The organism is Massilia sp. UYP32, assembly GCF_050434365.1.
GTDB classification, from domain to species: domain Bacteria; phylum Pseudomonadota; class Gammaproteobacteria; order Burkholderiales; family Burkholderiaceae_D; genus Telluria; species Telluria timonae.
Map to the genome: position 1 here is coordinate 109,794 of NZ_JBNDIK010000003.1, position 16,671 is coordinate 126,464.

General features: G+C 66.1%; 17 protein-coding genes. 9 read left to right on the top strand and 8 right to left on the bottom strand.

From position 1 onward, the window contains the following. The first annotated feature begins 24 nt into the window (after window positions 1–24). The 8 genes from fliL to ABIB42_RS03375 all read left to right on the top strand — a co-directional run bounded on the left by fliL (window position 25) and on the right by ABIB42_RS03375 (window position 5,765). Window positions 25–549, top strand: a complete 525-nt coding sequence (fliL, locus tag ABIB42_RS03340; protein WP_219864980.1) for a flagellar basal body-associated protein FliL — start codon at window positions 25–27, stop codon at window positions 547–549. Window positions 550–572: 23 nt separating this feature from the next. Next, window positions 573–1,556 (top strand): flagellar motor switch protein FliM, encoded by a 984-nt coding sequence (gene fliM, locus ABIB42_RS03345; protein WP_005665871.1) that lies wholly within the window; start codon window positions 573–575, stop codon window positions 1,554–1,556. 61 nt (window positions 1,557–1,617) lie between these two features. After that, window positions 1,618–2,061: a flagellar motor switch protein FliN gene (gene fliN, locus ABIB42_RS03350; protein ID WP_005665870.1), complete on the top strand. Its 444-nt coding sequence runs from the start codon at window positions 1,618–1,620 to the stop codon at window positions 2,059–2,061. An 83-nt stretch (window positions 2,062–2,144) separates the two neighbouring features. Further along, window positions 2,145–2,942 carry a flagellar biosynthetic protein FliO gene (gene fliO / locus ABIB42_RS03355; protein ID WP_229520513.1) on the top strand — a complete coding sequence of 266 codons (798 nt, stop codon included), beginning with the start codon at window positions 2,145–2,147 and terminating at the stop codon, window positions 2,940–2,942. Next, the gene (gene fliP, locus ABIB42_RS03360; protein ID WP_005665868.1) at window positions 2,932–3,669 is read left to right on the top strand and encodes a flagellar type III secretion system pore protein FliP; all 738 of its coding nucleotides are present in this window, start codon (window positions 2,932–2,934) and stop codon (window positions 3,667–3,669) included. Before fliO ends, fliP begins: the two co-directional genes overlap by 11 nt. Window positions 3,670–3,679: 10 nt before the next feature. Then, window positions 3,680–3,949 carry a flagellar biosynthesis protein FliQ gene (gene fliQ / locus ABIB42_RS03365; RefSeq protein ID WP_005665867.1) on the top strand — a complete coding sequence of 90 codons (270 nt, stop codon included), beginning with the start codon at window positions 3,680–3,682 and terminating at the stop codon, window positions 3,947–3,949. A gap of 7 nt (window positions 3,950–3,956) precedes the next feature. Further along, on the top strand, window positions 3,957–4,802 hold the full coding sequence (fliR, locus tag ABIB42_RS03370; RefSeq protein WP_005665866.1) for a flagellar biosynthetic protein FliR: 846 nt from the start codon (window positions 3,957–3,959) through the stop codon (window positions 4,800–4,802). A gap of 51 nt (window positions 4,803–4,853) precedes the next feature. Next, window positions 4,854–5,765: an alpha/beta hydrolase gene (locus tag ABIB42_RS03375; protein WP_429247895.1), complete on the top strand. Its 912-nt coding sequence runs from the start codon at window positions 4,854–4,856 to the stop codon at window positions 5,763–5,765. Here ABIB42_RS03375 and ABIB42_RS03380 read toward each other — a convergent pair. Continuing rightward, complete coding sequence (locus ABIB42_RS03380; protein WP_273034737.1) at window positions 5,762–6,724, bottom strand: bifunctional helix-turn-helix transcriptional regulator/GNAT family N-acetyltransferase; 963 nt, start codon at window positions 6,722–6,724, stop codon at window positions 5,762–5,764. The genes ABIB42_RS03375 and ABIB42_RS03380 overlap by 4 nt on opposite strands. A gap of 208 nt (window positions 6,725–6,932) precedes the next feature. Here ABIB42_RS03380 and ABIB42_RS03385 point away from each other — a divergent pair, with 208 nt between their 5' ends. Next, window positions 6,933–8,960 carry an AsmA family protein gene (locus ABIB42_RS03385; protein ID WP_157225466.1) on the top strand — a complete coding sequence of 676 codons (2,028 nt, stop codon included), beginning with the start codon at window positions 6,933–6,935 and terminating at the stop codon, window positions 8,958–8,960. Here ABIB42_RS03385 and flgL read toward each other — a convergent pair whose 3' ends face one another. The 7 genes from flgL to flgF form a co-directional block, all read right to left on the bottom strand. Further along, complete coding sequence (gene flgL / locus ABIB42_RS03390) at window positions 8,961–10,184, bottom strand: flagellar hook-associated protein FlgL (protein WP_219864983.1); 1,224 nt, start codon at window positions 10,182–10,184, stop codon at window positions 8,961–8,963. Between the two features lie 25 nt (window positions 10,185–10,209). Next, window positions 10,210–12,177, bottom strand: coding sequence for a flagellar hook-associated protein FlgK (gene flgK / locus ABIB42_RS03395; RefSeq protein WP_429247896.1), 1,968 nt, complete (start codon window positions 12,175–12,177; stop codon window positions 10,210–10,212). Window positions 12,178–12,267: 90 nt separating this feature from the next. Next, on the bottom strand, window positions 12,268–13,221 hold the full coding sequence (gene flgJ, locus ABIB42_RS03400; protein WP_005665860.1) for a flagellar assembly peptidoglycan hydrolase FlgJ: 954 nt from the start codon (window positions 13,219–13,221) through the stop codon (window positions 12,268–12,270). Between the two features lie 15 nt (window positions 13,222–13,236). Continuing rightward, entirely contained in the window at window positions 13,237–14,349 is a 1,113-nt protein-coding gene (locus tag ABIB42_RS03405) for a flagellar basal body P-ring protein FlgI (protein ID WP_005665859.1), read from the bottom strand. A gap of 15 nt (window positions 14,350–14,364) precedes the next feature. Then, the gene (locus ABIB42_RS03410) at window positions 14,365–15,018 is read right to left on the bottom strand and encodes a flagellar basal body L-ring protein FlgH (protein ID WP_429247897.1); all 654 of its coding nucleotides are present in this window, start codon (window positions 15,016–15,018) and stop codon (window positions 14,365–14,367) included. 10 nt (window positions 15,019–15,028) lie between these two features. Beyond that, the gene (flgG, locus tag ABIB42_RS03415; protein WP_429247898.1) at window positions 15,029–15,811 is read right to left on the bottom strand and encodes a flagellar basal-body rod protein FlgG; all 783 of its coding nucleotides are present in this window, start codon (window positions 15,809–15,811) and stop codon (window positions 15,029–15,031) included. A 64-nt stretch (window positions 15,812–15,875) separates the two neighbouring features. Next, window positions 15,876–16,616, bottom strand: coding sequence for a flagellar basal-body rod protein FlgF (flgF, locus tag ABIB42_RS03420; protein ID WP_312485332.1), 741 nt, complete (start codon window positions 16,614–16,616; stop codon window positions 15,876–15,878). Between the last annotated feature and the right edge of the window lie 55 nt (window positions 16,617–16,671).

The window sequence follows — 16,671 nt, forward strand, 5'->3', positions numbered from 1 at the left end:
CCTATTTTGAAAGCGAATCCGAAAATGAAGGCTGATCCGAAAGCGGACGCGGCTGCAGCAGCGGCGCCGGCCGGCTCGAAGAAAAAGCTCATCATCATGATCCTCGCCGCGATCCTCGTGCTTGGCGCGGGCGCCGGCGGCGGCTGGTATTTCAGCCAGTCCTCGGCCGCCCATGGCGAAGAAGAAGCCCCGGCCAAGGAAACCAGGAAGAAGAAAAAGAAAGATCCGGACTCCAAGCCGGAATACGTGCCGATCGAGGCCTTCACCGTCAATCTGCAGCCCGAGAACGGCGAGCAGTATTTGCAGGTACAGTTCACCCTGCAGGTCGACGGCGCCGAACAGGCGACCATGGTAAAAGACAATATGGCGATCGTGCGCAACCGCGTGCTGCTCCTGTTGTCGAGCAAAAAAGCGTCCGAAATCAATACGGTAGAGGGCAAGCAGCAACTGGCGTCCGACATCCAGGCGGCGATCACCGAGCCGTTCGAGAAACATGGCGACGAACAGGAAGTGTCCGACGTATTATTCACTTCGTTCATCATCCAGTAAGCATTCAGTAAACACGAAGAAACATGGCCGATAATTTCCTCTCACAGGAAGAAGTCGATGCCCTCTTAAAAGGGGTCAACGGCGATCAGGACGACATTGCGACGCCTGAAGACACCTCGGGGGTACGCACCTATAACCTGGCAACGCAGGAGCGCATCGTGCGCGGCCGCATGCCGACGCTCGAGATCATCAACGAGCGTTTCGCCAGGTATCTGCGGGTCGGCCTGTTCAACTTCCTGCGCCGCAGCGCCGAGGTCTCGGTCGGCTCGGTGCGGGTCTCCAAGTACAGCGAGTTCATCCGCAACCTGGTGGTCCCGACCAACCTGAACCTGATCCACATGAAGCCGCTGCGCGGCACCGCCCTGATGGTGTTCGATCCGGGCCTGGTGTTCCTGTTGGTGGACAACCTGTTCGGCGGCGACGGGCGCTTCCATACCCGCGTCGAGGGCCGCGACTTTACCCAGACCGAGCAGCGCATCATCATGCGCATCCTCGACATCGTGTTCGAGGCCTACGGCAAGTCGTGGGAGCCGGTGTATCCGATCGAGTTCGAGTACATCCGCTCCGAGATGAACACGCAGTTCGCCAACATCGCGACCCCGAACGAAGTCGTGGTGTCCTGCACCTTCACGGTCGAGCTGGGCTCGGTGTCGGGCCAGATCCACTTCTGCATGCCCTACTCGATGATCGAGCCGATCCGCGACGCGCTGACCTCGAGCATCCAGGGCGAAGCGCTGGAAGTCGACAAGCGCTGGGTGCGCCTGCTGACGCAACAGATCCAGGTCGCCGAGGTCGAGCTGGTCGCGGTGCTGGGCAACGGCAAGGCGAACTTCGACGAGATCCTGAACATGAAGATCGGCGACGTGATCCCGATCGTGGTGCCCGACATGCTGCAAGCCACGGTCGACGGCGTGCCGGTGATGGATTGCAGTTACGGCGTGCACAACGGGCAATATGCGCTGAAGGTCGAGAAGCTGCTCGCCAATAGCGACACCTTCAGCAAGTAATCGATATGATTGGCCAGGCGCAGGGCGCCGGCCGAAGCAAGAAGCAATACAGGAGAACACCATGTCGGACAACCAGGAAGACCAGGACCACATCGACGACGATTGGGGCGCGGCGATCGCCGAGCAGGCCGCGGCAGAAGCCGCGGCGCTCGAGCGCCAGCAACAGCAGCAGGCGACCGCCCCGGCCGCGGCTGCCGCCGTGTTCAAGGATTTCTCGAACAAGGGCGCGCGCAACGAGACGCCGAACGACATCGACTTCATTCTCGACATCCCGGTGCAATTGACGGTGGAACTGGGCCGCACCAAGATCGCCATCAAGAACCTGCTGCAACTGGCGCAGGGCTCGGTGGTCGAGCTGGACGGCCTGGCCGGCGAGCCGATGGACGTGCTGGTCAACGGCTGCCTGATCGCCCAGGGCGAGGTGGTGGTCGTGAATGACAAGTTCGGGATCCGACTCACTGATATCATCACGCCATCTGAACGGATTCGCAAACTGAATAAATGACCCTGCCGCGCGCCCCTGCCTCTGATCACTTCCCTGCCGTGGGGTGGACGGCTTTGCCGTCCACGCGTTCAACGAACGTCTTCTTGCCACACAAGGGGCTGTGCGTGCGCTGGCTGGACGCGTGGGCGGCGAAGCCGCCCACCCTACGAGCCTTCACCGCCTCGTTATTGCTCGCCCCCTGCCTGGCCTTCGCCCAGCAAACCACCGACACCACCTCGAAGCCGGCGACGCCGGCCAGCATGGCCGGCACCTCGACCGCGCCGGCCCCGGCCGCCCACGAGGACGCCGAAACCCCGCGCCGTCCCGGCGAAACTACCACCGGCCGTCCACCTGCGCCGGCCGTGCCGGCCCCGGCGACCACGCCCACCGCGACAGCCCCGCCGACCGCCCCGCTGCCGGGCGATGCCGCCGCGACCACCGATACCACCCCGCCGGTCGCCACTGCGCCCGTGTCGCCCACGTCCCCCGCGCCGCTGAGCGAAGCCCCGCGTGTGTCGATGCCCGCCCCGATGCCCACCTCGTCCACCGCCAGCCCCGGCGCGGGCGGCCTGCTCAAGACCATCATGGCCTTGACGCTGGTGCTCGGCCTGCTGGCCGGCCTGGCCTGGATGATGAAACGCTTCGGTCCCAGGATGGGCGGCGGCAGCGCCAACCTGCGCGTGGTCGGCGCCCTGAACCTGGGCGGTCGCGAACGCATCATGGTGGTCGAAGTCGGCGACCAGTGGATCGTGGTCGGCGCCGCGCCGGGCCGCGTCAACGCCCTGCATACCATGCCGCGCCAGGAAGGCGAACTGGCCCCGACCGCCGCCCACGGCGCACTCCCGGCCACTCACTTCTCGGACTGGCTCAAGAAGACGATCGACAAACGCAATGCGAGCTAAACACCTTTTGTTGGCCGGCGCACTGGCCCTGCCGCTGATCGCGGCGGCCCAGCCCGGCATCCCGGCATTCCAGAGCAGCCCGGCGCCGGGCGGCGGCACGTCGTACTCGCTGCCGGTCCAGACCCTGCTGCTGCTGACCTCACTCACCTTCCTGCCGGCCGCGCTGCTGATGATGACGGCGTTCACCCGCATCATCATCGTGCTGTCGCTGCTGCGCCAGGCGCTGGGCACCCAGACCGCGCCGCCGAACCAGGTGATGGTGGGGCTGGCGCTGTTCCTGACCTTCTTCGTGATGGGACCGACGTTCGACCGCATCTACAGCGAGGCCTATCTGCCGCTGCAGCGCAACGAGATCCAGATGACCGATGCCATGAACCGCGGTGCGGTGCCGCTCAAGGAGTTCATGGTCAAGCAGACGCGCCAGTCCGACCTGGCGCTGTTCGTCAAGATCTCGCGTTCCGAAGCGCTGCAGGGGCCCGAAGACATTCCGCTGCGGGTCCTGATTCCGGCCTTCGTCACCAGCGAACTGAAGACGGCGTTCCAGATCGGCTTCGCGATCTTCATCCCCTTCCTGATCATCGACATGGTGGTGGCGTCGGTGCTGATGGCGATGGGCATGATGATGATGTCGCCCGCCGTCATCGCCCTGCCGTTCAAGCTGATGCTGTTCGTGCTGGTCGACGGCTGGCAGTTACTGCTGGGCTCGCTGTCCCAGAGTTTCTACTGAGGAGGCGGCCATGACACCCGAAAGCGTGATGACGATGGGCCGCACGGCCATGGAAGTGACGCTGATGATCTCGGCCCCGCTGCTGCTGGTGGCGCTGATCATCGGCCTGATCATCAGCATCTTCCAGGCCGCGACCCAGATCAACGAAGCGACCCTGTCCTTCATCCCGAAGCTGGTCGGCGTATTCGTCGCCCTGGTGGTGGCCGGGCCGTGGATGCTGTCGGTGATGCTCGACTACATGCGCCAGGTGTTCACCGGGATTCCGGGCTTGATCGGGTAAGGCCCGCGTGCTGACGCTGACCTCGGTCGAGATCAACGCCTGGATCGCCGCCCTGCTGTGGCCGCTGTCGCGCATCCTGGGGCTGATCGCCGCCGCGCCGCTGTTCGGCAACGCCGGCGTACCGCTGCGCGTCAAGGTCCTGCTCGGCGTGTTCCTGGCGCTGGTGATCGCGCCGCTGGTGCCGGCGGTGCCGGCAGCCGATCCCACGTCATGGGCGGGCCTGCTCATCCTGGTCAAGGAAATGATCATCGGGCTGGCGATGGGCTTCGCCATGCGCCTCGTGTTCGCCGCCGTCGAGTACGCTGGCGAGGTGGCCAGCCAGACCATGGGCCTGGGCTTCGCCATGTTCTTCGATCCCAGCACGCGCGGACGTTCGTCGGCCATCAGCCAGTTCATGGCCCTGGTCGCGACCATGGCCTTCCTGGCCGTGAACGGCCACCTGGTGCTGCTCGAGGCGCTGGCCGAAAGCTTCGTCACCATGCCGATCACCGAGACGCCGTTTTCGTCCAACGCGGCGCTGGAACTGGCGCGCTGGGGCGGACGCATCTTCTCGGCCGGCCTGCAGATCGCGATGCCGATCATCGCCGCCCTCCTGATCACGCAGGTCGCCCTCGGCATCCTGACGCGCGCCGCACCGCAGCTGAACATCTTCGGCATCGGTTTCCCGATCACGCTGGGCGTGGGCTTCCTGACCCTGAGCCTGGCCCTGCCCTACCTCAGCGCGCCGATCGTCAACCTGTTCAACCAGGGCATCGAAACCACCCGGTCGCTGCCGCGCGCCGGCAATCCACAGCCGGGAGCGGCGGGAGCGGCCCCGGCGCAACCGGCGCCGGTGGTGCCGGCGCCTGGCTGATCACAGGAAACAAGGTTAGAATGAGAATAATTCTCATTCATCTTGTTGCATATGCCCGATTCCCTGCTTCGCCGCCGCCTGCTCGGCGCCGCCGCCGTTACCACCCTGGCCGGCCTCGCCGCGCCGCTGGCGCGCGCCGCCGAAGGGTGGCAGACCGCCACCCTGCCGCTGGCCCGGCAACATGACCTGACATCCGCCATCACCGGCCAGCACTACCGCATCTTCGTCGCCGTGCCGCCCGGCGCGGCGCCCGCCGCGGGGCATCCGGTGCTGTATGCGCTGGACGGCAACGCCACCTTCCCGACCCTGACGCTCATGGCGCGCAGCGCCGGCGTGCGCAGCCGCGTCACCGGCCAGACGCCACCGGTAATCGTCGGCATCGGCTATGCCGGCGACCAGCCCTACAGCAGCGCGCGCGGCCGCGATTACACGCCGCCGACCGGCAAGGCGGGACCGGCGACCGAAGGCGGCGCCGACCTGTTCCTCGACTTCATCGAGAAAGAACTGAAACCGCTGGTGGCGACGCTGGCGCCGCTCGACCCGGCGCGCCAGGCGCTGTACGGGCATTCGTACGGCGGCCTGTGCACGCTGCACGCGCTGCTCACCCGCCCCGCGATGTTCCAGACCTATCTCGCGGCCAGCCCGTCGATCTGGTATGGCGAACGCGCGGTGCTGGCGGGCATGGAGGGATTCGCCAAACGCCTTGCTTCCCTGCCGTCGAAACCCTCCCTGATGCTGGCCGTGGGCGAGCTGGAACAGCCGGCGGCGAACGGCGCCGCGCTGGAAGGCCGCCAGGCGATCGCGGCCAGGCGGCGCATGGTCGACGAGGCGCGCGAGCTCGCCGAGCGGCTGCAGGCGGACCAGACGCTGGCACGGGTCCGGTTCCACCTGCTGGCGCATGAAAACCATGGCTCGGCGATGTTCCCGGCCATGGCGCGCGGGCTGGAGTTTTTCCTCGCTTAGCGCGCCGGCGCGCGGTAGCGCATCGCCACGTCGCAGCGCGCATAACGCGCGCCGTAGTCCGCCATGATGCCGGCGTCGTGTTCAAAACCCAGCTTCTCGTACAGGTGGATGGCGGCGGCGCACCGGGCGTTGCTGAGCAGGTAGAGCGGTTCGGCCCCGAGCCCCATGGCGCGGGCGATCATCGCCTCGAGCAGGAATTCGCCGGCCTTCAGGCCGCGCGCGCTTTCGCGCACGCCCATCTTGGTCAGCTCGAAACTGCGCGCGCCGGTCTTTTGCAGCGCGCAGGTGCCGACGATGCCCAGTCCGCGCGCTTCCACGAACAGGATCACGCCGCCCGGGTCGACGATCTTCGCGCGCGGATTTTCCAGCACCTCGCGGTCGGTCGCCTCGAGCTTGAACATGGCGTTGATCCATTCGGCGTTGATGTCGTGGAAGTGACTTGCCAGCTCGTCGCTGAACTCGTGGATCGTGAGAAGTTGCGGCGTCGAGCGCGCGGCCAGCGCATCGATGGAATGCTCCGCCAGCGCCGCCTCGATGGCGGCGATCTGCTCCATGAACTCTTCAGGCCGGCCGCCGAACAAGGTCTTGACCGCCTCGCCGATCTGCGGCCACACATACAGCTTGGCGCGCGCCAGCACGGCATTGCCCTCGGAAGTCAGCGAAATGGTGCGCTGGCGCCCATCGCCGTCCCTGTCCTGTTGCGACTCGACCAGGCCCAGGTCGGCCAACTGGCCGATGCCGCGCGTGATGCCGGGCTGGCTGACGCCGACCACCTGGACCAGTTGCCCGATGGTCAGCGCCTGGCCGTCGAGCGCGGCCAGCAGCGGCATGTGGGCCGGCTGCACCGGCAAGCCCGCATCCGATGCGACCCTGGCGGCCCCCGCCTGCATCCGTTCGCCCAGGCGCTTCAGGCGGCTGCCCAGGAAGGTCGGGCCCAGCTCTTTCAATAAATCCGACATCGGCAATCTCCATAACGCGATATATAACAGTGTATATTCATGCCAACCAGATCGTCAACGCTTCTCCCCCTTCGATGCCGCATGCCTGAAACGCCACCTTTTGGCCCGTAATGCTACTTAGCCAACAAACAAAAGCGCACGGCAGGGGTAGCCTGAACATCCTAGGGCGTAGCGCCTCCACCAAGCCATGCATGTGGCCGCTATCGACATGAAAACATCTAGACCTCTCAAGATCGTGGGTTGGATCCTGCTTGGAATCACGGTCATCGTGATCCTCTTCTTCCTGCTGTTCGACTGGAATATGCTGCGGCCGTATATCAACCGCAAGGTATCGGAAACCACGGGCCGTGAATTCGCGATCCGGGGCGACCTGGACGTCAAGTTCCAGCGCGGACTGGACAGCGAACGCGGCTGGCGACGCTACGTGCCGCGCCCGTACATCAGCGCCAACGACGTCACCATGAGCAACCCGACCTGGAGCACGGTCGGCCCGCAAATGGCCGGGGCGCAGCGCGTCGAGGTGGGCCTGCACGTGCTGCCGCTGCTGCGCAAGGACGTCGTCATCACCGACCTGCGCCTGGCGGCCCCCGACATCGCCGTGCAGCGGCTCGAGGATGGCCGCAACTCCTGGACCTTCAAGGACAACGGCCCGTCACAGTGGAATGTCGACATCCAGCGCCTGTCCTTCAACAGCGGCAAGCTGCGCTATGCGGACGAGCCGCTCCGCATCGACCTGCGCGCGGACGCGCGCACGATCGACGGCCAGCAACCCGCGCCGGCCGCGGGCGTGCCGCCGTACGGCCTGGCCTTCACCCTGTCGGGCACCTACAACAAGGCGAAGATCACGGGCGGCGGCAAGGCCGGCGCGGTGCTGTCGCTGACCGGCGAAGACATCACCTTCCCGATCGAGGCCGAGGCCAGCGCCGGCCAGAACAAGCTCGGCCTGCGCGGCGTAGTCCGCGATCCGCGCTCGCCGTCCGGCTTCGCCCTCAAGATGGAGCTGGCCGGCGCCAGCATGGCCGACCTGTACGGCCTGACCGGCGTGCTGCTGCCGGAAACCCCGCCCTACTCGACCCGCGGCGAACTGCTGGGCAAGAAGGACGGCGACTTCTGGAGCTTCACGTATAAAGACTTCACCGGCAAGGTCGGCGCCAGCGACCTCGCCGGCACCCTGACCTATGCCCAGCGCAAGCCGCGCCCGTTCCTGAGCGGCGCCCTGACCTCCAAGCAACTGCGCCTGGCCGACCTGGGGCCGACCGTCGGCGCCGACACCGGCGCCGGCACCAAGGAAGCGGGCCGCATCAAGGCGCCGCCGCCCGGCAAGGCCTTGCCGGTGGAAGGGTTCAATACCGAGAAGTGGGGAGCGCTGGATGCCGACGTCAAATTCTCCGGCAAGCGCATCGTGCGCACCCATGACATTCCGCTGGAAGACCTCGAGACCACCATCCGCATGAAGAACAAGGTGCTCACCCTCACCCCGCTCAGCTTCGGCATGGCGGGCGGGCGCATCACCTCCAACATCCGCCTCGACGGTAGCGGCAAGACGCTGGACGCCGGGGCCCGCCTGGCGGCGCGCGGCCTCAAGATCCGCGAATTGTTCCCCAAGCTGCAGTCGATGCAGGCCAGCTTCGGCGAGGTCAATGGCGACGGCGTGCTGGCCGGCAAGGGCAATACGGTGGCGGCCATGCTGGGCACCTCGCACGGCGAAATCAATGCCGTCGTCACCGAGGGCACGGTCAGCCAGTTCATGCTCGAACTGGCCGGCCTGAACGTGGCCAACGCCATCTTCGTCAAGATCTTCGGCGACAAGCAGATGATGCTCAATTGCGTGGCGGCCCAGACCACGGTGCGCAATGGCCGCGCCAACATCGACCGCTTCGTGCTCGACAGCGAGGATGCGGTGGTGAACATGTCGGGTTACGTCGACCTGGCCAGCGAACGCCTGGACCTGGACGTGCGGCCGAAAACCAAGGGCGCGCGCGTGCTGTCGCTGCGCACGCCGCTGTATGCGCGCGGCACCTTCACCGAGCCGAAGGTCGGACCGCAGGCGGGTCCGCTGGCGCTGAAGGCCGGCGCGGCCGTGGCGCTGGCCACCGTGAATCCGCTGGCCGCCCTGCTGCCGCTGATTAACGTCGACAAGGCGCCGGACACCAATTGCGGCGCCGAGATCAGGGAGGCGACCAAGCCGCCGAAAGTGAATGCGAAGACGCCGCCGAAGCCGGTGGCGGCGCGCTGATCAGATGACGTTGAACAGCGACAGCCCCGACATCGTCTTGAACGACATCTGCGCCGCCTGCAGGGTCAGCTGTTGCTGGGAAAAGTCCGAGATGGCCTTGACCGTGTCCAGCCCCTGCAGGTCGTCCAGCGTGGTCGCATACTGGATGTCGAGGTCGGAACCGGCGCTGTCCAGGTAGTCGAGTTCGTTCATGTGGGCGCCGACCGAGGCCTGCACGGTCAGCACGTTGTCGTGGGCGTTCTTGAGGTTGTCGAGCGCCGAGTTGAGCTGGTTGGTCAGCGCCGCCTTGCCTGCCGCGCCGTCGCCCGGCATGCGCAGCGTCTTGATCAGGTCGGTCACGGTGGTGAACACCGACTGCTTCTGGCTCGGCTCGACGCTGAACTTGTCGCCGGCTGCCGGCACGCCCTTGATGTCCATCGCCATGCCGCCGAAGGCGATCTGCTGGCCTTCCTTGTAGGGAACGCCTTCCTGGAGGGGCTCGTCGCTGCTCGGATCGGTCCGGTACACCGAGTAGGTGGTCACCGGCGGCGTGTCCGCGCTCACGTCGAACACGATCTCGTACTTGCTGCCGTCCAGTCCCTTGCGGTCGACCACCGAACCCGACGAGATGATGGCGGCGCCGGTATTGTCGGTATCGGCCTTGGTCTGGAACGTGCCGTTGCCGGTCGGGATCGACTCGAACACGGCGCTGCCCGAAGCCGACAGCGGGACCTTGCGCGACTCGCTCACCTGCAGCTGGCGCACGCCCGAGTCGCCCTGGTAGGCGGCGCCGGTCGGCGTCGCCGTGAACGGCTGGGTGGTGGTCTTGAAGCCCGAGAACAGGTAGCCGCCGGCGCCGTCGGCGGTATTGGCCACGCCCAGCAGGTCGGCCAGGCGGCCCTCGAGTTCGGTGGCCAGCTTCTCGCGGTCGCTCTGCAGCATGGCGCCATTGCCGCCATCCACCGTCAGCCGCTGCATTTCCTGCAGCAGGTCGCCGGCGTTCTGCAGCGCCGATTCCACGAAGCCCATCGACGATTTGGCGCTGCTGCGGTTGGTGGCGAACTGGGCGTTGACGTTCTGCGATTGAGTCACCTCCAGCGCGCGCGCCGACGCCACTGGATCGTCGGCCGGGGTCAACAGGCGGCGGTCGGTCGACAGCTGCATCTGCGTGCGCGCCAGCGCCGACTGCAGGTTGTTGAGCTGGTTGGTCGAAGTGTTGTACAGGTTCAGGGTACTGATGCGCATGATGGTCTTTGCTCGGGGTCAGGCGTTAGCGGCCGATCGACAGCAGCGAATCGAAGATCGTGCCGGCGATCTGCATCACCTTGCTGGCCGCCTGGTAGGCCTGCTGGTACTTGATCAGGTTGGTGGCTTCCTCGTCCAGGTTGACGCCGGCGACGTCGGCCTGGGCGCCCTGCGCCTGCGCCAGCAGGGCATTGCTGGCCGAGGCATTGATCTGGACTTCGCGCGTCTTGTTGCCGACTTCGCTCACCATCTGGGCGTACGACGACTGGATGGTCGCGGTGCCGCCGTTGAAGATGTTCTTGGTCTGCAGCTCGCCCAGCGCCGCGATGTTGCGGGTGTCGCCGACGCCGCTGCTGTTGTCGGCAATCTCGAACTTGTCCCCGCCGCCCGGGGCGCCGGTCATGGTCACGGTGATGCCGCCGAAGCTGTAGGTGGCGCCATTTTCGAACTGGACGTCGCCCTCGATCAGCGTCTTCTCGCCCTTGTCGTCCACCCTGTAGACAGGCTCGCCATCGGGAAAACCCGTCAGCGTGCCGGGCTCGTCGCCGGCGCCAGCATTGAACGTGAGCGTGATCGGCAGCGTGGGCGGCGTGTCCAGGAATTCTTTTTCGACCTTGACTTCGCTGATCTTGCCGCTGCCGGTGTTGGTCAAGGGTTCCTTGCTCAGGACCGGAGCCGCGGCCGCGATCTGCGACACGTCGGTGGCCAGCACCTTGAAGTCGGCCGCGCCGTTGATGGTCGGGCGCACCAGGAAGGTGTCGCCCTCGCGCGCGCTCTTCGAGAAGCTCATCTCCACGCCGCCGACCCCGAAGGTGGCGTTGCCGTCGGCATCGGGCTCGACCGACCCGACCGAGGTGCGGTCCGGCAGGCTGACCACGTGGTAGCGGCCTTCGGAGAACTTGACCTCGTAGTCGTTGTCGGTCAGCTTGGACGGATCGACGACCTTGGCCGTCAGTTCCGACGTGCTCAGCCGCGAGCTGTTGACGCTCTTGCCGACGTAGGCCGGCGCTTCGTTGAAGAAGGCCTTGCCCGGCTCGCCGTTCTGGTCCAGGCCCAGCTCGTGCTGGCGGTTGAACTCGAAGGCCAGGCCGATCGCGATCTTGCCGAGCTGGCTCTGGGCCTTGTCCAGCGTGTTGCTGCGGAAATCGAGTACGCCGCCCAGCTTGCCGCCCGGCAGCGCGCCGTCGGGCAGCACCGACACCTTGTCGCCGACCTGATAGCCCACTTCCAGGCGCGTCAGGTCGGTCGGCGACTGCATCGTCGCCAGCTGGAAGGAATCCTGGCCCACCACCAGCGGCTGGCCATTGCCGATCGAAACCGTCAGGCTGTTGTTATCGCCCGGCAGCACGGTGGCCTTGACGTATTTGTTCAGTTCGAGCACCAGCTGGTCGCGCTGGTCCAGCAAGTCGTTCGGCGGACGCTGGGGCGACGAGGCATAGTTGCCGATCTGCTCGTTGAGCTTGGCGATCTGCTGGGCGTAGGTGTTGATCGCGGTGACGCTCGACTCGATCTCGGAATTGACGCCCTCGCGGATCTCGCCCAGGCGCGCATCCAGGCCGTTCAGGCGCGTGGCCAGCGATTCGGCGTTCGACAGCATGGCCTGGCGCGACGGCACCGAGGCGCGGTTTGCGGCCATGTCCTGCACGCCCTTGAAGAATCCCTGCATCGCCGGGGTCAGGCCCGACGTGGTGTCGGCCAGCAGGTTGTCGATCTGCTTGATCTGCGAATAATACGATTCCAGGCCGCTGCTGCTGGCCTGGGCGTTGCGCACCTGCGTGTTCAAAAAGTCGTCGCTGTAGCGCTTGATCTGCGCGATCTGGGTGCCGGTGCCCATGAAGCCGACGCCGGTGTTCAGGGCGGCCGAGGTGGCCTGCACCACCACCTGGCGGCTGTAGCCGGCCACGTTGGCGTTGGTGATGTTGTGGCCGGTGGTGGACAGGGCCGCCTGGGCTGCGTACAGGCCGGTCTTACCGATGGCGAGAAGGCTACTCATGACTTTTTTCTCTCTTTAACAAGTCCGTCTACGGCAGCTTTTGGAAAAACTTGACGGTCATTTGTAACGACATTTTTCTGGGCCAGCGCTTCAGGCCAGCGAGTTCTTGATCAACCGGGTCAGCTTGGCCGCGTAATTCGGGTCGGTCGCATAGCCGGCGCGCTGCAGGCCCTTGGCGAAGGCTTCGGCGTCGCCGCCGCTGGCAATGACTTTTTCGTAACGCGGATTGTTGGCGATCAGCCTGGCGTAGTCGCGGAACGAATCGGCGGGCGAATCGTAGGCGCGGAATTTCTCCACTTTCGTCTGCGGCTTGCCGTTCACGTACTCGGTCGTCACGGCGGTGGCGACCTTGCCCTTCCAGCTCGGACCGGCCTTGATGCCGAACAGGTTGTTGCTGCTGGTGCCGTCGGCATTCTTGATCATGCGCTTGCCCCAGCCCGTCTCGAGCGCGGCCTGGCCCAGCATGAACTTGGCCGGGATGCCGGTGCTCTGCTCGGCCGCGTGGGCGTGCTCGTGCAGCTTTTCCTGGAAGGCGCGCACGTGCGGCGCCTGGGTGCGGCCATTCTCGAGCGTGGCCGGCAGCGCCGGCGCCTTGCCGGCGCCTTCCGTGCCGGCGCTGTTCTGGTACATGGCGGCGCCATTCATCGCGCCCGGCAGGCCGCGCGTGCCCATGCCGGTGCTTGCGCCGGCGCTCACGCCGTCGGCGCCGATCGCCAGCGCCTGCTGGCCCATCTGCTGCGAGCTCAGCTGGCGCACCAGCACGTCGGCCAGGCCGACGCCGCGCTTGGCCAGGTTCTGGCTCATCTGCTGGTCGAGCATGGTGGTGAAGGTCTTGGTCTGCTGGTTGTCCATCAGACCTTCCTGCGGCGTGGCGTCGCGCATGCTCTTCATCATCATATTGATGAACATCGCCTCGAACTGGGTCGCCGCTTCCTTGAGGGCGGCCGGCGAGCCATCCTTCGCGCTCTGCCGCAAGCCGTTGAGGCTGTTGGTGTCGAGCGCGAGCTTGGCGGTCTGGTCGTTGGAGAGGCGCGAGGCGATCATGCGTGGCTCAATGAATTAGATGATTTCAAGTTCGGCGCGCAGCGAACCGGACGCCTTCAGCGCCTGCAGGATGGCCAGCAGGTCTTGCGGGGTGGCGCCGATCGAATTCATCGCCTTCACCACTTCGGCCAGCGAAGCGCCGCCCTTGACGTTGAGCACCTGGCCCGGTTCCTTCCTGATCTCGACGCTCGGATTCTGGGTCACGACGGTGGCGCCCAGGGTGCCCGGATTCGGCTGGCTCACCTGCGTGTCGGCGCCGATCGTCACCGACAGGTTGCCGTGCGAGATCGCGCAGTTTTCCAGCATCACGGCCTGGTTCATCACCACCGAACCGGTGCGCGCATTCATGATCACCTTGGCCGAGGCCAGCGGCTGCTTGACGTCGATCTGTTCCAGCTGGCCCAGGAAGGCCACGCGCTGGTCGCTCGACGACGGGGTGCGCACGCGCACCACGCGGCCGTCGAGGGCGGTCGCCACGCCGGGACCGAACTGGTCGTTGACGGCTTCGACCACGCGCGCCGCGGTGGCGAAGTCGGTCTCTTTCAGTTCCAGGCGGATCTGGTTGTCCGCGCCGAGGTTCGACGCCACCGCGCGCTCGACGGTCGCGCCGCCCGAGATGCGGCCCACCGACAGGTGGTTGACCTGCACCTGGGCGCCGCCGCCCGGGGCTTGCGCGCCGACGCCGCCGACCACCAGGCTGCCCTGGGCCATCGCGTACACCTGGCCGTCGGCGCCGTGCAGCGGCGCCATCAGCAAGGTGCCGCCGCGCAGGCTTTTCGCGTTGCCGATCGACGACACGGTGATGTCCAGCGTCTGGCCCGGCTGGGCGAAGGCCGGCAGCGAGGTGGTGACCATCACCGCCGCCACGTTCTTCAGTTGCAGCTGGACGCCGGCCGGCAGGTTGATGCCCTTCTGCTGCAGCATCGCCTTGATCGACTGCACGGTGAACGGGGTTTGCGTGGTCTGGTCGCCGGTGCCGTCCAGGCCCACGACGATGCCGTAGCCCGACAACTGGTTCTGGCGCACGCCGGCGATGGTCGCCAGGTCCTTCAGGCGCTCGGCCTGGGCCACTGGAGCAGTCCCCGCAAGCGCGGCGGCGAGCAGCATGAAGACGGTGATCTTACGCATGAATGACTCTTTAAATTAGAACGGCAGCATCGACAGGAAGAAGCGCGACAGCATCGAGGTCACCTCGGCGCGGTCGAGACGGCTGTTGGTGCGGTATTCGACCCGCGCATCGGCGATCACCGCCGACGACACCGTATTGCCGGCCTGGATCGTGTCCGGGCTGACCATGCCCGAGAATCGGATGAACTCGGTGCCCTTGTTCATCGCGACCTGCTTTTCGCCGGCCACGATCAGGTTACCGTTCGGCAGAACCTCGGTGACGGTCACGCCGATGGTGCCGCTGAAGTTGTTCGAGGCGCTCTGGTTGTCGCCGTCGGCATACTTGGTGCCCGACTCCAGGTCGACGCCTGCGCCGATGGTGCCGGCCAGCAGGCCAGGCGCGGTGAAGCTGGCGCTGCCGGTCTTGTTGCCCGAGCTGGCGCCGGTCTTGGTGGCGCTGGTGCGCTCGCTGATGTTGACGGTCAAGAGGTCGCCGATGTGGCGCGCGCGGCGGTCTTCGAACATCGGGCGGTAGCTGTTGACGTTGAAGATGGCGCCGTCGGTGGCCGGCGCGGTCTCCACCAGCATCGGGCGGGCGCTGGTCGGGCCTTGCACGATGGTGGTCGGCGCGGTGTTGCAACCGGCAAGCAGGACCACGGCTGCGAGGAAAGACAGGGACAGAGTTTTCATGAGGACTGGATTAGAGCTGCGACAGTTTCTGGAGCATCTGGTCGGACGTCGTGATCGCCTTGCTGTTGATCTCGTAGGCGCGCTGGGTCTGGATCATGGCGACCATCTCTTCGACGACGTTGACGTTCGACGATTCGACATAACCCTGCATCAGGTTGCCTGCGCCATTGGTGCCAGGCACGTTCAGGTTCGGTGCGCCCGACGAGGTGGTTTCGACGTACAGGTTCTCGCCGCGCGACTCGAGGCCGGCGGGATTGATGAAGGTCGTCAGTTGCAGGGCGCCGATCTGGGTCATCGCGGTTTCGCCGGCGATCTTGACCGACACGGTGCCGTCGCGGCCGACGCTGATCGATTCGGCATTGGCCGGCACGGTGATGGCGGGCTGGACCACGAAGCCGCTCGAGGTGACGAGCTGGCCGTTCTGGTCTTTCTGGAAGGAGCCGTCGCGGGTATACGCCTGGGTGCCGTCCGGCATCATGACTGGGAAGTAGCCGGGCCCGTTGACCATGACGTCCTTGTCATTGCCGGTCAGCTGCGGGTTACCCTGGGTGTGGATGCGCTCGGTGGCGACGGTGCGCACACCGGTGCCGATCTGCAGGCCCGATGGCAGGTTGGTCTGCTGCGACGACTGGGCGCCTGGCTGGCGCACGTTCTGGTACAGCAGGTCCTCGAATACGGCGCGCGACTTCTTGAAGCCGTTGGTGCTGACGTTGGCGAGGTTGTTCGAAATGACGTCCAGGTTGGTCTGCTGGGCTTCCAGGCCGGTCTTGGCGATGTACAGCGAACGAATCATGGCATTCTCCTATTGGTGGCAGGCGAACACCGCCACGCACAATAGAATTATGCCGGGGCAACTATCAATTCAAAGCGAGGATCTGGGTCGCTTTTGCGGCGTTATTCTCGGCGTTCTTCAACAGGCTCATTTGCGTGTCGAACGACCTTGCCAGGGAGATCATATCGACCATGCAATCGACCGGATTGACGTTGCTGCCCTCGAGTGCGCCGCCGGCCACCTGCACCGTGGGGTCGAGCTGGGCGTTGCCGCCATCCTTCAGGCGGAACAGGCCGTCGTCGCCGCGCACCAGGTCGCCTTCGGGCGGATTGACCAGCTTCAGGCGGCCCAGCACGGCCGGGGCGGCCGGCGAGTCGACGTTGGAGATGGTCGAGATGGTGCCGTCGCCGCCGACCGTCACGGTGGCGTCGGGCGGGATCGTGATCGGGCCGCCCTCGCCGGCGATGGTCTGGCCCGACGCCGTGGTCAGCACGCCGTTCGGGCTCATCTGCAGCGAACCGTTGCGGGTATACGCCTCGGTGCCGTCCGGCATCTGCACCGCCAGCCAGCCCTGCCCCTTCACCGCCACGTCCAGGTCGCGGCCCGTGACCTGCAGCGCGCCCGACGAGAAGTCGTTGCCGGCGGTCGAGTCGACGACGAAGGCGCGCGTCGGCAGGCCCGGACCCTGCACCGGCGCGGCGCGGAACACGTCCATCTGGGCCCGGAAGCCGGTGGTGCTGACGTTGGCCAGGTTGTTCGAGGTCGTGGCCTGCTGCTCGAGGATGTGCTTGGCGCCGGAGGCGGCGGTGTAGATCAGGCGGTCCATGGTGCGGTCCTTTGTTTGTTGCGGTGGTGCGACGGTGGTTTACCCACCGCCGGCA

Bases quoted from the DNA above. Each gene is read 5' to 3' on its own strand.
- fliN (WP_005665870.1), top strand. From the start codon at position 1,618: ATGTCGGACAACCAGGAAGACCAGGACCACATCGACGACGATTGGGGC.
- ABIB42_RS03385 (WP_157225466.1), top strand. From the start codon at position 6,933: ATGAAAACATCTAGACCTCTCAAGATCGTGGGTTGGATCCTGCTTGGA.
- flgJ (WP_005665860.1), bottom strand. From the start codon at position 13,221: ATGATCGCCTCGCGCCTCTCCAACGACCAGACCGCCAAGCTCGCGCTC.
- flgG (WP_429247898.1), bottom strand. From the start codon at position 15,811: ATGATTCGTTCGCTGTACATCGCCAAGACCGGCCTGGAAGCCCAGCAG.
- flgF (WP_312485332.1), bottom strand. From the start codon at position 16,616: ATGGACCGCCTGATCTACACCGCCGCCTCCGGCGCCAAGCACATCCTC.
- ABIB42_RS03380 (WP_273034737.1), bottom strand. From the start codon at position 6,724: ATGTCGGATTTATTGAAAGAGCTGGGCCCGACCTTCCTGGGCAGCCGC.
- ABIB42_RS03410 (WP_429247897.1), bottom strand. From the start codon at position 15,018: ATGAAAACTCTGTCCCTGTCTTTCCTCGCAGCCGTGGTCCTGCTTGCC.
- fliQ (WP_005665867.1), top strand. From the start codon at position 3,680: ATGACACCCGAAAGCGTGATGACGATGGGCCGCACGGCCATGGAAGTG.
- ABIB42_RS03405 (WP_005665859.1), bottom strand. From the start codon at position 14,349: ATGCGTAAGATCACCGTCTTCATGCTGCTCGCCGCCGCGCTTGCGGGG.
- flgK (WP_429247896.1), bottom strand. From the start codon at position 12,177: ATGAGTAGCCTTCTCGCCATCGGTAAGACCGGCCTGTACGCAGCCCAG.
- fliM (WP_005665871.1), top strand. From the start codon at position 573: ATGGCCGATAATTTCCTCTCACAGGAAGAAGTCGATGCCCTCTTAAAA.
- flgL (WP_219864983.1), bottom strand. From the start codon at position 10,184: ATGCGCATCAGTACCCTGAACCTGTACAACACTTCGACCAACCAGCTC.
- fliP (WP_005665868.1), top strand. From the start codon at position 2,932: ATGCGAGCTAAACACCTTTTGTTGGCCGGCGCACTGGCCCTGCCGCTG.
- ABIB42_RS03375 (WP_429247895.1), top strand. From the start codon at position 4,854: ATGCCCGATTCCCTGCTTCGCCGCCGCCTGCTCGGCGCCGCCGCCGTT.
- fliL (WP_219864980.1), top strand. From the start codon at position 25: ATGAAGGCTGATCCGAAAGCGGACGCGGCTGCAGCAGCGGCGCCGGCC.